This is a genomic window from Streptomyces sp. JH34 (assembly GCF_029428875.1).
Classification (GTDB): domain Bacteria; phylum Actinomycetota; class Actinomycetes; order Streptomycetales; family Streptomycetaceae; genus Streptomyces.
This window is the reverse complement of record NZ_JAJSOO010000001.1, coordinates 3,986,260-3,999,748: the sequence shown is the minus strand read 5'-3', so window position 1 is coordinate 3,999,748 and position 13,489 is coordinate 3,986,260. Positions and strand designations below refer to the sequence as shown.

12 protein-coding genes are annotated in these 13,489 nt (G+C 70.4%); 5 read left to right on the top strand and 7 right to left on the bottom strand.

Annotated features, from left to right (window positions below):
- Window positions 1-86 precede the first annotated feature (86 nt).
- The 3 genes from folB to LWJ43_RS17785 all read left to right on the top strand — a co-directional run bounded on the left by folB (window position 87) and on the right by LWJ43_RS17785 (window position 1,609).
- The gene (gene folB, locus LWJ43_RS17795; protein ID WP_277333223.1) at window positions 87-446 is read left to right on the top strand and encodes a dihydroneopterin aldolase; all 360 of its coding nucleotides are present in this window, start codon (window positions 87-89) and stop codon (window positions 444-446) included.
- Window positions 443-1,054, top strand: coding sequence for a 2-amino-4-hydroxy-6-hydroxymethyldihydropteridine diphosphokinase (gene folK / locus LWJ43_RS17790; protein ID WP_277333222.1), 612 nt, complete (start codon window positions 443-445; stop codon window positions 1,052-1,054). The genes folB and folK overlap by 4 nt, the downstream gene beginning before the upstream one ends.
- 69 nt (window positions 1,055-1,123) lie before the next feature.
- Window positions 1,124-1,609 carry a DUF3180 domain-containing protein gene (locus LWJ43_RS17785; RefSeq protein ID WP_277333221.1) on the top strand — a complete coding sequence of 162 codons (486 nt, stop codon included), beginning with the start codon at window positions 1,124-1,126 and terminating at the stop codon, window positions 1,607-1,609.
- A gap of 123 nt (window positions 1,610-1,732) precedes the next feature.
- Here LWJ43_RS17785 and folE read toward each other — a convergent pair whose 3' ends face one another.
- The 6 genes from folE to dacB form a co-directional block, all read right to left on the bottom strand.
- On the bottom strand, window positions 1,733-2,338 hold the full coding sequence (gene folE / locus LWJ43_RS17780) for a GTP cyclohydrolase I FolE (RefSeq protein ID WP_277333220.1): 606 nt from the start codon (window positions 2,336-2,338) through the stop codon (window positions 1,733-1,735).
- A gap of 184 nt (window positions 2,339-2,522) precedes the next feature.
- Window positions 2,523-4,571: an ATP-dependent zinc metalloprotease FtsH gene (gene ftsH, locus LWJ43_RS17775; protein WP_277333219.1), complete on the bottom strand. Its 2,049-nt coding sequence runs from the start codon at window positions 4,569-4,571 to the stop codon at window positions 2,523-2,525.
- Between the two features lie 209 nt (window positions 4,572-4,780).
- A complete protein-coding gene (gene hpt / locus LWJ43_RS17770) occupies window positions 4,781-5,320 on the bottom strand; it encodes a hypoxanthine phosphoribosyltransferase (protein WP_277335916.1) in 540 nt (179 codons plus the stop codon).
- A gap of 98 nt (window positions 5,321-5,418) precedes the next feature.
- On the bottom strand, window positions 5,419-6,492 hold the full coding sequence (gene tilS, locus LWJ43_RS17765) for a tRNA lysidine(34) synthetase TilS (protein WP_277333218.1): 1,074 nt from the start codon (window positions 6,490-6,492) through the stop codon (window positions 5,419-5,421).
- Window positions 6,493-6,680: 188 nt separating this feature from the next.
- Window positions 6,681-7,826, bottom strand: coding sequence for a zinc-dependent metalloprotease (locus LWJ43_RS17760; protein ID WP_277333217.1), 1,146 nt, complete (start codon window positions 7,824-7,826; stop codon window positions 6,681-6,683).
- A gap of 48 nt (window positions 7,827-7,874) precedes the next feature.
- On the bottom strand, window positions 7,875-9,353 hold the full coding sequence (dacB, locus tag LWJ43_RS17755; protein WP_277333216.1) for a D-alanyl-D-alanine carboxypeptidase/D-alanyl-D-alanine endopeptidase: 1,479 nt from the start codon (window positions 9,351-9,353) through the stop codon (window positions 7,875-7,877).
- A gap of 86 nt (window positions 9,354-9,439) precedes the next feature.
- Between dacB and LWJ43_RS17750 the strand changes: the two genes are divergently transcribed.
- Window positions 9,440-9,934 carry an inorganic diphosphatase gene (locus LWJ43_RS17750; RefSeq protein WP_277333215.1) on the top strand — a complete coding sequence of 165 codons (495 nt, stop codon included), beginning with the start codon at window positions 9,440-9,442 and terminating at the stop codon, window positions 9,932-9,934.
- A gap of 197 nt (window positions 9,935-10,131) precedes the next feature.
- On the top strand, window positions 10,132-11,847 hold the full coding sequence (locus LWJ43_RS17745; RefSeq protein ID WP_277333214.1) for a threonine/serine exporter family protein: 1,716 nt from the start codon (window positions 10,132-10,134) through the stop codon (window positions 11,845-11,847).
- A gap of 63 nt (window positions 11,848-11,910) precedes the next feature.
- On the opposite strand, the gene LWJ43_RS17740 is transcribed toward LWJ43_RS17745, so the two are convergent.
- Window positions 11,911-13,410, bottom strand: coding sequence for a DedA family protein (locus tag LWJ43_RS17740; protein WP_277333213.1), 1,500 nt, complete (start codon window positions 13,408-13,410; stop codon window positions 11,911-11,913).
- Window positions 13,411-13,489 lie beyond the last annotated feature (79 nt).

Sequence of the window (13,489 nt, the reverse complement as noted above, 5' to 3'; positions counted from 1 at the left end):
TCGCGGGTAGATTCGAAAGACGGCACCCTCACCGCCCGCACGCGGCCGGGTGCCTCAGGAGACGACGAACAGCAGGAGTGATTCGCGTGGATCGTGTCGCGCTGCGCGGCCTCAAGGCCCGTGGGCACCACGGTGTCTTCCCCAGGGAACGGGAAGAGGGCCAGACCTTCATCGTCGACCTGGTGCTCGGTCTCGACACCCGCCCCGCGGCAGCCGCCGACGACCTGTCGAAGACCGTTCACTACGGCGTGGTCGCGGAAGAGGTCGTCGACGTCATCAAGGGTGAGCCGGTCGATCTGATCGAGACGCTCGCGGAACGCATCGCGCAGCAGTGCCTCAAGCACGAAGGGGTCCAGGAGATCGAGGTCGTCGTCCACAAGCCGGACGCCCCCATCACCGTCCCGTTCGACGACGTGACCATCACCATCATCCGGAGCCGAGCATGACTGCATTTTCCACCGAGGGGCAGAGCGACCCGACCGTACAGCCGGTTCCCGCAGCCGTGGTCGAGCAGGTCGACGCGGCGGACGTCACCCTCTCCAACCCCAAACGGGCCGTGATCTCCCTCGGCTCCAACCTGGGCAACCGCCTCGAGACGATCCAGGGGGCCGTCGACGCCCTGGAGGACACCCCCGGCCTCCGGGTCAAAGCGGTCTCCCCGGTCTACGAGACGGAGCCCTGGGGCGTCGACCCCGGCTCCCAGCCCTCGTACTTCAACGCGGTGGTCGTCGTGAAGACGACCCTGCCCCCCTCGTCCCTGCTGGAGCGCGGCCAGGCCATCGAGGAGGCCTTCGACCGGGTCCGCGAGGAGCGCTGGGGACCGCGCACGATCGACGTCGACATCGTGTCGTACGCCGACGTGGTCTCCGACGACCCGCTGCTGACCCTTCCGCACCCGCGCGCCCGCGAGCGCGCCTTCGTGCTCGCACCCTGGCACGACGTGGACCCGGACGCCCTGCTGCCCGGCGTCGGCCCGGTCGCCGACCTGCTGGCCGCTGTCGGCCGCGACGGGGTGCTTCCCCGGCCCGACCTGGAACTCCGTCTCCCCGAGTAGTCGTTAGGCTCAAGGACGACCGCCCGCGGGCGGCGACACGGGCAACGGCGACGAAGGGCGGCACTCTCGGTGAAGCAACTACGGCTCGGCCTCCTGGCCGGACTCTTCGCCGGAGCCGGCGTCCTGTCCTGGGGCGCGGCCCGCCTCTGGGACGCTCTGGGGACGCTGCCGAGCGTGCCGCTCGCCGCACCCATCGTGCTGGCCGTGATCGCCGTCGTCCTGCTCGCGACGGCGCTGTCCGTCCGGGCGCGGCTGCGCGCCCAGCGGGAGCGGCGCCCCGGGGCGAAGGGCGTGGAGCCGATGATGGCCGCGCGCGCAGTGGTCTTCGGCCAGGCCAGCGCACTGGTCGCCGCGCTGGTCGCCGGGATGTACGGCGGCACCTGTGTCTTCCTGCTCAGCCTCCTGGATGTCCCGCCCCGCAGGGATCAGGCCATCTACGCGGGCAGCGCCGTCCTGGCCGGCGTCGCGGTCGTGGCCGCCGCCGTCTTCCTCGAGCGGGTCTGCAAGCTTCCGGACGACGGGGACGACGAGCGGAACACGGCACAGGCCGCCTGAGAGGCAATCCGAGCGGCCGGCCCATGAGATCCACCGACGCGCCCGCCACACGAACGCGGCGCTGCCGCCACCGGGCCCGGACCGCTCGGGCGCCAGAGGCCCCGGCTGTCCGGTCCCGCCAGGTCAGCGCGCCATGATGAGGCTCATGGCCTCCGCACGCGTGGCCGAATCACGTAGCTGCCCGCGGACCGCGGACGTGAGCGTCTTCGCTCCGGGCTTGCGGATGCCCCTCATGGACATGCACATGTGCTCGCACTCGACGACCACGATGACCCCGCGCGGCTCCAGGATCGCCATCAGGGACTCGGCGATCTGCGTGGTGAGCCGCTCCTGGACCTGCGGCCGCCTGGCATAGACGTCGACCAGCCGCGCAAGCTTCGAGAGGCCGGTGATCTTGCCGCTGGTCGCCGGGATGTAGCCCACGTGCGCGACCCCGCGGAACGGGACCAGGTGGTGCTCACACGTACTGAACACCTCGATGTCCTTGACCAGCACCATCTCGTCGTGACCGAGGTCGAACGTCGTCGTCAGGACGTCCTCGGGCTCCTGGTGGAGGCCCGCGAATATCTCCTTGTACGCACGTGCCACTCGGCCCGGCGTCTCGCGCAGGCCCTCGCGGTCGGGGTCCTCACCGACGGCGATGAGGAGTTCCCGAACGGCGGACTCGGCCCGCTTCTCGTCGAAAACGCCGATCGAAGCCTGCCCGTCGAGCGTCACCGGGTCGGTCATTCTGTGCCTCGTTCCTCTGTGCAGTCACATGCGCGGACCCGCCCGGCCCTCACGGAATTACGGCAGGCACAGCGCAGGCATACGAAAAAGCCGCGCCCCCACAGGCTAGAACCTGGGGGGCGCGGCATCCATTCCGGGCCTGGTGGAGCCCCCGTGACAGGGGCCACACCGGGTCGGGCAGGGGTCAGCTCTCGGGCCGGTCCTCGGGGAGTGCCTCCGTGGACGTGCCGTTGTTCTTCGTCATGTCCGTCGGCGCGATCTCCGGGGTGCCCGAACCGTTGGCGGAGCCGTTGGTGAGAGCGAGCTCCTTGGGAGAGAGCACGGGCGGACGCGTGGACGGAGTGCGCCGGGCTGATCCGGTCCACGCCGGGCGAGCCGGGCGCTTCACGATCGGGGCGAAGATCTCGGCGATCTGCTCCTTGCCGAGCGTCTCCTTCTCGAGGAGCTCCAGGACCAGGGCGTCGAGGATGTCGCGGTTCTCGACGAGAATCTCCCACGCGTCGTTGTGCGCGGTCTCGATGAGCTTCTTGACCTCCTCGTCGACGAGCGCCGCGACCTCTTCCGAGTAGTCGCGCTGATGGCCCATCTCCCGGCCCACGAACGGCTCGGTGTTGTCCCCGCCGAACTTGATCGCGCCGAGACGCTCGGTCATGCCGTACTGCGTGACCATCGCGCGGGCCGTGGCAGTGGCCTTCTCGATGTCGTTCGCAGCACCGGTCGTCGGGTCGTGGAAGACCAGCTCCTCGGCCGCGCGCCCGCCCAGCATGTACGCCAGCTGGTCGAGCATCTCGTTGCGCGTCGTGGAGTACTTGTCCTCCTCCGGGAGCACCATCGTGTAACCGAGGGCGCGTCCGCGGGAGAGGATCGTGATCTTGTGGACCGGGTCCGACTGGGGTGAGGCCGCCGCGACCAGGGCGTGTCCGCCCTCGTGGTACGCGGTGATCTTCTTTTCCTTCTCGGACATGATCCGGGTCCGCTTCTGCGGTCCCGCCACGACGCGGTCGATGGCCTCGTCGAGCATGTGGTTGTCGATCAGCTTCTTGTTGCTGCGCGCCGTGAGGAGCGCCGCTTCGTTCAGCACGTTCGACAGGTCGGCACCGGTGAAGCCGGGCGTACGACGGGCGACGGCGTTGAGGTCGACGTCCTCCGCGACCGGCTTGCCCTTCTGGTGCACCTTGAGGATCTCGAGGCGGCCCTGCATGTCCGGCCGGTCGACGGCGATCTGCCGGTCGAAGCGCCCCGGACGCAGCAGCGCCGGGTCCAGGATGTCCGGCCGGTTCGTGGCGGCGATCAGGATGACGCCGCCCTTCACGTCGAAGCCGTCCATCTCGACGAGCAACTGGTTGAGCGTCTGCTCACGCTCGTCGTGACCGCCGCCCATGCCCGCACCGCGGTGCCGTCCGACGGCGTCGATCTCGTCGACGAAGACGATCGCCGGAGCGTTCGCCTTGGCCTGCTCGAAGAGGTCACGGACACGGGAGGCGCCGACACCGACGAACATCTCGACGAAGTCGGAACCGGAGATCGAGTAGAACGGGACGCCCGCCTCGCCCGCGACCGCGCGAGCGAGCAGCGTCTTACCCGTGCCGGGCGGCCCGTACAGCAGGACGCCCTTCGGGATCTTGGCGCCGACGGCCTGGAACTTCGCCGGCTCCTGGAGGAATTCCTTGATCTCGTACAGTTCCTCGACGGCCTCGTCCGACCCCGCCACATCGGCGAACGTCGTCTTCGGCGTGTCCTTGGTGATCAGCTTGGCCTTGGACTTGCCGAACTGCATGACCTTGGAGCCGCCGCCCTGCATCTGATTCATCAGAAACAGGAACACGACCACGATCAGGACGAAGGGCAGCAGCGAGAGAAGGATCGAGACGAACGGGGACTGCTTCGACGGCGAGACGGTGTAACCCTTCTCGATGTCACCGCTCTCGAACTTCTTCTGCAGTGTGTCGGCGAGCTCGACACCCTGGTTGCCGATGTAGCTCGCCTGGAACTTGCTGCCGGACTCGCCGTCGAGCTTCTGCTTGTCCTTCAGCTCGATCTTAAGGATCTGTTCGTCACCGGTGGTCAGCTTGGCCTGCTCCACCTGGTTCTTGCTGATCGCCTGGATCACCTTGCCGGTGTCCACCGTCTTGTAGCCGCCGGACGAGCCGACGACCTGCATCAACACGACCACGGCGAGGACGGCCAGCACGATCCACATGACCGGCCCACGGAAGTATCGCTTCACGTCCATCCATACGGAGCGAAGTCGCCCCGTCCCTCCTGCCCGTAGGTAAATGCTGCTGTGAGAAAAGACTGTGCTTCGGACGGTACCCCAGCATTGTCACCCGTGACCGCAGGGGACGTCTGGCAAACCCGCCCTCGAAGGCTCCAACGGCGGGAACACCACGAGGGTTCCCGGGAGTCCGGCCGGGTTCGGCCGGTCCTGCCGGGGCTGTTACCTCAACCGCCGTAGACGTGAGGCGCGAGCGTACCGACGAAGGGGAGGTTGCGGTACTTCTCGGCGTAGTCGAGTCCGTAGCCGACGACGAATTCGTTGGGGATGTCGAAGCCGACCCACTTCACGTCGATCGCGACCTTCGCCGCGTCCGGCTTGCGGAGCAGCGTGCAGACCTCCAGGCTCGCGGGTTCACGCGAGCCCAGGTTGGTCAGCAGCCAGGACAGCGTCAGACCGGAGTCGATGATGTCCTCGACGATCAGGACGTGCTTGCCCTTGATGTCGGTGTCGAGGTCCTTGAGGATCCGGACGACGCCCGAGGACTGGGTGCCTGCGCCGTACGACGAGACGGCCATCCAGTCCATGGTGACGGGGGTGGACAGGGCCCGGGCCAGGTCCGCCATGACCATCACCGCGCCCTTGAGCACGCCGACGATGAGCAGGTCCTTGCCCGCGTACTCCGCGTCGATCTTCGCTGCGAGCTCGGCGAGCTTCGCGTCGATCTCTTCCTTGGTGAGGAGCACCGACTGAAGGTCGGTGCCCATGTCCTTCTCGTTCACCCGCGTCTCTTTCTCTGCCCTGCCGGACCGGACTCTTCCCCGGGCCGGACCGGCGTTTCGCCTGCATGTCAGCCGCTTGCGCTTCAGCTCTGCCGAATCACCAGTCTGCCACCCTGCCGCCGGACCTCGACGCGGCCGGGCAGGTTGATGGCCCCCTGGCCCCGCCAGCCGGTGATGAGCCGGTCGACTTCCTCGATGTGGCGGGCGAAGAGCGAACCCGCGGGGGACCCGGCGTCGATCACGGCCCGGCGCAGCACCCGGCGGCGAACCGCGGGCGGCAGCACGGAGAGCTTGACGCATTCCAGGTGCCCGGCGTCGTCCAGGACCGAGCGGGCGGCCTCGGCGGCCCAGGTGTCGAGGGCGTCGGCGTCGTCGCGGGAGAGCTGGGCCGTACGGGCGAGTGCCTCCACCACGCCTTTACCGAGGGCCTTCTCCAGGGCGGGCAGGCCTTCGTGGCGGAGCCGGGAGCGGGTGTAGGCGGGATCGATGTTGTGGGGGTCGTCCCAGACGGGGATCGACTGGACCAGACAGGCCTTGCGGGCGGTCTGCCGGTCGAGCTGGAGCAACGGGCGGCGGTAGCGGCCGGCGGGGCCTGAGGCGGCTGCCATCCCGGAGAGCGAGCGGATGCCGGAGCCGCGTGCGAGGCCCAGCAGAACCGTCTCGGCCTGGTCGTCGCGGGTGTGACCGAGGAGCACGGCGGCGGCGCCGTGGCGCTCCGCCGCGTCGTCCAGGGCCGCGTAGCGGGCGTCACGGGCGGCGGCCTCGGGCCCGCCGTCGCGGCCGACCCGTACAGCGACGGCCTCGACCGGGTCGAGTCGCATCTCGGCGAGGCGCGCCACGACCTCGTCGGCACGGAGTCCGGAGCCGGGCTGGAGGTTGTGGTCGACGGTGATGCCGCCGGCGCGGACGGGCAGCTTGCGCGACTCGAAGGCGAGGGCGGAGGCGAGAGCCATGGAGTCGGCGCCCCCGGAGCAGGCGACGAGCACCAGCGGGGTGTCCGGCCGCTCGGGGAGCGCGGACCGCCGGGCGCCCGCGCCGGCTTCGGCGAACGCGGCGTGTCCCGCCTGTTCGGTGTGACGGTTGTGTTCGGTGACGACGTCGTGGAGTACGCGGCGGACCGCCAGGCGTATCGCCGCGACCGCAGGATGGGGACCCATGTCCGGTGCCCTTCGGGTGAAGTTTTGGGGGGTGCCTCCGAGCGGATGGGACGGAGTCCCATCACTCAGAGTGCGTCGATGGTGACAGAGCCAAGCCGTCCATCGAGCATTGCACGCCTTCCCATGCCCCTACGGTCCCTCGGATGGGTGATTGGCGGGGCAATCCTCTGCCACCGGACCGGCCAGGATCACGAATCCGACTTACGGTGCACCCGCGCCACCCAGTCCGCCGGTGCGGCGATCTCAGCCTTGGTGGGAAGGGTGTTGGGGGAGGTCCACACCCGGTTGAAACCGTCCATACCCACCTCGTCCACCACGGCCCGGACGAACTTCTCGCCGTCGCGGTACTGCCGCAGCTTGGCGTCGAGCCCCAGGAGCCTGCGCAGCGCCAGGTCCAGCCGGCTCGCGCCGCGCGCCCTGCGCCGCTGGAACTTCTCCCGGATCTCGGCGACGGAGGCCACCACGTCGGGGCCCACACCGTCCATCACGAAATCGGCGTGCCCTTCGAGCAGGGACATCACGGCGGTGAGCCGGCCCAGGATCTCGCGCTGGGCGGGCGTCTGGACGATCTCGACGAGGCTGCGCCCCCCGTCGTCGCCCTCCTCACCCCGTTCACCCTCGGGACGACTGCCGCCCGAGAAGGCCTGCGCCGCCTCGCGGAGGCGTTCGAGCACGGTCATCGGGTCGACGTCGGTCTCGTCGAGGAACGACTGGATTTCGCCCCGCAGATGGTCGCGGAGCCAGGGAACCCCGGTGAACTGGGTGCGGTGCGTCTCCTCGTGGAGCGCCACCCAGAGCCTGAAGTCGTGCGGGTCGACCTCGAGTTCCCGCTCGACGTGGACGATGTTGGGGGCGACCAGCAGCAGCCTGCCCCCTCCCTTCGAGGACGCGGGCAGCTCACGGGTGGCGGGGGCGAAGGTCTCGTACTGTCCGAGGACCCTGGACGCCAGGAACGACAGCAGCATGCCCAGTTCGACGCCGGTCACCTTGCCGCCGACCGCGCCCAGCACGGCGTTTCCGGGGCCGCTGCCGCGGCGGTCCTGCATCTTCCCGAGCAGGGGGCCCAGCAGTTCACGGAAGCCCGCGACGTTGGCCCTGATCCAGCCGGCCCGGTCGACGACCAGGACCGGGGTGTCCTCGGGTTCGTGCCCGTCCGGGATCATTCGGGTGAACGAACGGACGTGCTCCTCGGATGCCTTGGCATGCCGCCGGAGTTCCGCGACGACGGCACGGGCCTCCTCACGGCTGATCTCGGGACCCGGCCGCACGAACCGGGTCGCGGTCGCGACCGCGAGATTCCAGTCGACCATCTCGGCACCACCGATGCTCGTCATGCGTCAACCGTACGTGAGGTGGTCGCCCCATGGTGGGGTGTCAGCCGGTCACCGTGTGCCTTTGGTGAGAGTGGTGGCCAGGGTGTCCAGCGACGCCTCCGCCTCGGCAGGGGAAGTGGTGCCCGAGGCCAGGAACGCGAAGGCCAGGAGCCGGCCCTGTGCGTCGACCGTGGTCCCGGCGAGGCTGTTCACCCCGGTGAGGGTGCCGGTCTTGGCCCTGATCAGGCCGGTCGCCGGCGAGGTCGCGGTGTAGCGGTCACCGAGCGTGCCGCTGAATCCGGCGACCGGGAGGCCGGTGAGCACGGGGCGCAGCTCGGGGTGGTCCGGTCCGGCGGCGAGCGCGAGCAGCCGGGCGAGGAGGCCCGCGCTCACCTTGTCCGCACGGTCGAGTCCACTGCCGTCCGCGAGCCAGGCCCCGGCCAGCGGCATGCCGAGCGTCTGCAGCTGAGCGGTGACCGCGCGGCGGCTGCCGGCGAAGGACGCGGGCTCCCCGGCCTTCAGCGCGGTCTGCCGGGCCAGGGCCTCGGCGATGTCGTTGTCACTGTTGGTCAGGGCCCGTTCGACCAGCGCGGAGAGCGGCTTCGACCAGTGCGTCGCCACCGTCCTCGATCCCTTGGCGGCCTTCCCGGACACGGGGGCGTGGGTGGCCGCACCGGCGTCGCCGAGCAGCTCCGCGAAGCTGCGCGCGGCGTCACCCGCGGGATCGCCGCTACGGAGGGCCGGCCCCCGGTCGCTCCCGTCCAGGCGGCCCTCGTCGGCCATGAGCGCGCTCATCGGCGCGATGTTCTCGTTGGGGCCGATGGGGTGGCGGGCGGGCCCCGAGTAGCGCGAGGTGTCGTACGCCAGCCGTACGCGTCCGGTGCCGCCGTCCCGCAGCGAGCGCGCCGTGTCGGCGGCCAGGGAGCGCAGGGCGGCCTCGTCGAGCGTGGGGTCTCCGCCGCCCACGAGGGTGAGCGTCCTGGAGTCCGGTGAGAGCACGACCGTCGTCGCGATGCGGTGGGCGGGGCCGAGCGCGGAGAGCGCGGCGGCGGTCGTGGCGATCTTCACCGTGGACGCGGGGGTCATGGGAGTGGTGGCGCCCCGCGCGTACAACTGCTTCCCTGTGGCCGCGTCGACGACGACGGCGGTGCGCACGGAGCCGAGTGCGGGTGTGTCCAGCAGGGGGTCGAGGACGCCCTTCAGCCCGCTCGCGCCTGCCGGGGTGAGGCCCGCGGTGGCGCCGAGGGCACTCAGGACGGCGGGCGCGCTGGGGGCGGGTTCCGGCCCGTCGGGCGCGTTCCCTTCGTGATGTGCGCCACCTGCGCGCTGCTGGACGGCCGCCCGGTCGCGCTCGGCCTTACGCTGACCGGAGTCCCAGGGACCGGCGGCCAGGACGGCGCCGGCGGCGACCACCAGGCCGAGCACCGCGGAGCCTGCGACGAGCCGGCGGTTCCCCGAACCGCTCCCGAGCTTCAGGTACTCCGGGGCTTTCCACCCGCCCCATCTGCTCAGCGGTTCCTCCGTCGGTCTCTGCACCGGCTCGGCCACCGTTGACCAGCCCCTTTCGCGAGCACTCGTCTGCGTGAGGGACACTTAACCATCAGTCGTATGTGTTGATCATGGAGGAGCCACCCGTGGAGTTCGACGTCGTTATCGAGATCCCGAAGGGTTCGCGGAACAAGTACGAGGTGGACCACGAGACCGGTCGGATCCGTCTGGACCGTCGACTCTTCACCTCGACCAGCTACCCGGCGGACTACGGTTTCGTCGAGAACACCCTCGGCGAGGACGGCGACCCGCTGGACGCGCTGGTCATCCTCGAGGAGCCGACGTTCCCCGGCTGCCTCATCAAGTGCCGCGCCATCGGCATGTTCCGGATGACCGACGAGGCCGGCGGCGACGACAAGCTGCTGTGCGTCCCGGCGTCCGACCCCCGGGTGGAGCACCTGCGCGACATCCACCACGTGTCGGAGTTCGACCGCCTGGAGATCCAGCACTTCTTCGAGGTCTACAAGGACCTCGAGCCCGGCAAGTCCGTCGAGGGCGCCGACTGGGTCGGCCGCACCGAGGCCGAGGCAGAGATCGAGGCCTCCTACAAGCGCCTCGAGGCGCAGGGCGACAAGCACTGACGCAGTTCCTCCGGCTTCCGCTTGTGAGCGGGACGACGTGGATCGCGGCGCACGGGGCCGACCGGCTCAGCTGACCGTACGGACGACGGGCGGCGCACCTTCACCGGTGCGCCGCCCGTTGCGTGTGGTGCCCATGTCCGTGCTCATACTGGGCAGAAGCGCTCCCGTGACGGGCGGTCGAGGAGGAACGAGGTCGAGTGGTGGCGGAACAGGGCGGTCCCGAGGACCAGAAGCCCCAGTCCGACGAGGCGCACAGCGCGTTCGTCCCGCCTGCCGGAGTCGAGCAGCCGACGGCTCCGCAGGAGGACGACCACCCCACATCGGAGTTCGCGCTTCCGGCCGGCCTGCACAGCGACCCGTCGGCGTCCTCGGACACGGGTCAGGGTTCCGCTTCCGGATCGGGGTACGGCCCGGGGTCCGACACGCTGTCGTCCGCGTTCGTTCCACCGAGCGGGTACAACGCGCAGCACCAGCCACCCGCGTTCACCCCCGCGCACGGCATTCCGATGGTCCGGCTGACCAAGGAGGCCCCCTGGCAGGACCGGATGCGCACGATGCTCCGGATGCCGGTGTTCGAACGGCCGGCACCCGAGATGGTGCAGAAGACCGACGACTCCGGGCCCGCCGTACCGCGTGTGCTCGACCTGACGCTCCGTATCGGTGAGCTGCTGCTCGCGGGCGGCGAGGGCGCCGAGGACGTCGAGGCGGCCATGTTCGCCGTGTCGCGTTCGTACGGGCTGGACCGCTGCGAGCCGACGGTCACGTTCACGCTGCTGTCCATCTCGCACCAGCCGTCCCTGGTCGACGACCCCATCACCGCCAGCCGTACCGTGCGCCGCCGGGGCACCGACTACACCCGGCTGGCCGCCGTGTTCCGGCTCATCGACGACATCACCTCGGCGGAGCACGTCGAGGTCTCGCTGGAGGAGGCCTACCGGCGCCTGGCCGAGATCCGGCGTAACCGGCACCCGTACCCCGGCTGGGTGCTGACGGCCGCGGCCGGCCTGCTCGCGGGTTCGGCATCGGTGCTGGTCGGTGGTGGTGCGCTGGTCTTCATCGTGGCGGCGGCGGGTGCGATGCTCGGCGACCGGCTGGCCTGGCTCTGCGCCGGCCGCGGACTGCCCGAGTTCTACCAGTTCACGGTCGCGGCCATGCCGCCGGCCGCGATGGGCATCGCGCTGACCCTCACCCACTCGACGGATGTGCGGCCCTCCGCGGTGATCACCGGTGGTCTGTTCGCGCTGCTTCCCGGGCGGGCCCTCGTCGCCGGGGTGCAGGACGGTCTGACCGGCTACTACATCACCGCGGGAGCCCGGCTCCTGGAAGTCATGTACTTCTTCATCGGCATCGTCGCGGGTGTGCTGCTGATGCTCTACCTGGGGGTCCAGCTCGGCGCACAGCTGAACCCGGAGGCGCGGTTCGTACCCAACGACCGGCCGGTACTCCAGATCCTGGCCTCGATGGCCCTCACCCTGGCCTTCGCCATCCTGCTCCAGCAGGAACGTTCCACGGTCCTCGCGGTGACACTCAACGGCGGGGTGGCCTGGATCATCTACGGCGCGATGGCCCGCACCGGCGGCATCTCCCCCGTGGCGGCCACGGCCGTCGCCGCGGGTCTGGTCGGGCTGTTCGGCCAGTTGTTCTCGCGGTACCGCTACACGTCGTCGCTGCCGTACATCACGGCCGCGATCGGCCCGCTGCTGCCCGGTTCGGCGACCTACTTCGGACTGCTGGGCGTGGCGCAGAACGAGGTGGACGCCGGGCTCACGTCGCTCTTCACCGCTGTCGCCACGGCGCTGGCGATCGCCATCGGGGTCAACCTGGGGAGCGAGATCTCGCGCCTCTTCATGCGGGTGCCGGGCGCGGTCGAGGGCCCGTCCCGCCGTGCCGCCAAGCGGACCCGCGGCTTCTGACGGACGAACGGCGCCCCGGTCCCCACACGGGAACCGGGGCGCCGTCGGCGCGTGCGCGGTGGATCAGCGCCTGTCCTGCCAGCCGTACTGACCCGGGTCGTCCTCCTGGCCGTCGCCCGGGCGGGCCGCGGGCCGGTCGTCGTAGGAGCCGCCGTCCGTGTACTGAGAGGGCTGAGGGGGCTGCTGAGCGGGCCGGGCGCCGCCGTACTGACCCTGAGCGGCGCCGTACTGTCCGCCCTGGTCCGCGGCGCCGTACTGGCCCGCGCCGTACTGACCCTGAGCCGCGCCGTACTGTCCGCCCTGGTCCGAGGCGCCGTACTGGCCCGCGCCGTACTGACCCTGAGCCGCGCCGTACTGTCCGCCCTGGTCCGAGGCGCCGTGCTGCCCTGCGCCGTACTGACCCGCGGGGTACTGGGCGCCCTGGTCACCGCCGTACTGACCGCCCTGCCCGGCCCCGTACTGGCCCTGGCCCGCGCCGTACCGACCATCCTGGTCCGCCGCGCCGTACTGCCCGCCTCCCTGGGGTGCGGTGTACCTGGTGTCCTGGCCACCGGCGTACCGGCCGCCGTACGGAGTGTCCTGGCCGCCGTACCCGGCGCCGCCCTGCTGCTGACCGCCCTGACCGTACTGACCTGCCTGGCCGCCGTACGGCCCCGCCTGAGCACCGCCGTACTGACCTGCCTGGCCGCCGTACGGGCCCACCTGAGCACCGCCGTACGGGCCGTCACCGTACTGGGCGCCCTGGCCGCCGGCGTACTGGCCGCCCTGATCGGTGCCGTACCGGCTGTCGTAGGGGGCGCCGCCGTACGGGGCCGCCCGGTCACCGGTGTGCTGGTGGGCGGCGGGGCCCTGGCCGTCCTCGCCCGCTCCGCCGTGCGGGCCCGCCGAGGGGCCGCCGTCCGAGGGGCCGTGGTCGTCGCCCTGCCGCGCGGCGCGTTCCTTCTTCGACTTGCTGCGGGCCCTCAGGAACTCGATCAGGATCGGCACCACGGAGATCAGCACGATCAGGATGAGGATCATCTCGATGTTCTCGTGCACGAAGGCGATCTTGCCGAGGGCCGCCCCGAGCAGCGTCACGCCGACACCCCAGAGGATGCCGCCGATGATGTTGAACGTGATGAAGGAGCGGTAGTCCATCCGGCTCACACCGGCGATGATCGGCGTGAACGTGCGGACGATGGGGACGAAGCGGGCCAGCACCAGGGACTTCGGTCCGTACTTCTCGAAGAACTCGTGGGCCTTCTCGACGTTCTCCTGCTTGAAGAGACGGGAGTCCGGGCGTTTGAAGAGCGCCGGTCCCACCTTGCGGCCGAAGAGATAGCCGACCTGGTCGCCGATGATCGCCGCCAGGGCGACCAGGACGCAGACCAGCCACAGGGGGTACTTGAGGTCGCCGGTCGTCACCAGGAGGCCCGTGGTGAACAACAGGGAGTCGCCGGGCAGGAAGAACCCGATCAGCAGTCCGGACTCGGCGAACACGATGAGCAGGAGGCCGGGCAGCCCGAAGGTGTTGAGCAGATAATCCGGGTCCAGCCAGCTCGGGCCGAGCGCAAGCGTATTCAAGGGTCCGGGCTCCAGGGTTGGTCGGTGTGCGCGGCTGCGTGGCCGCCCCAAGCTATCAACGCCGCGGCGGACGCCTGGG

Excerpts from the sequence above, each read along its gene's own strand:
- tilS (WP_277333218.1), bottom strand. The coding sequence starts at position 6,492 with ATGGGTCCCCATCCTGCGGTCGCGGCGATACGCCTGGCGGTCCGCCGC.
- folE (WP_277333220.1), bottom strand. The coding sequence starts at position 2,338 with ATGACCGACCCGGTGACGCTCGACGGGCAGGCTTCGATCGGCGTTTTC.
- hpt (WP_277335916.1), bottom strand. The coding sequence starts at position 5,320 with ATGGGCACCGACCTTCAGTCGGTGCTCCTCACCAAGGAAGAGATCGAC.
- folK (WP_277333222.1), top strand. The coding sequence starts at position 443 with ATGACTGCATTTTCCACCGAGGGGCAGAGCGACCCGACCGTACAGCCG.
- LWJ43_RS17760 (WP_277333217.1), bottom strand. The coding sequence starts at position 7,826 with ATGACGAGCATCGGTGGTGCCGAGATGGTCGACTGGAATCTCGCGGTC.
- ftsH (WP_277333219.1), bottom strand. The coding sequence starts at position 4,571 with ATGGACGTGAAGCGATACTTCCGTGGGCCGGTCATGTGGATCGTGCTG.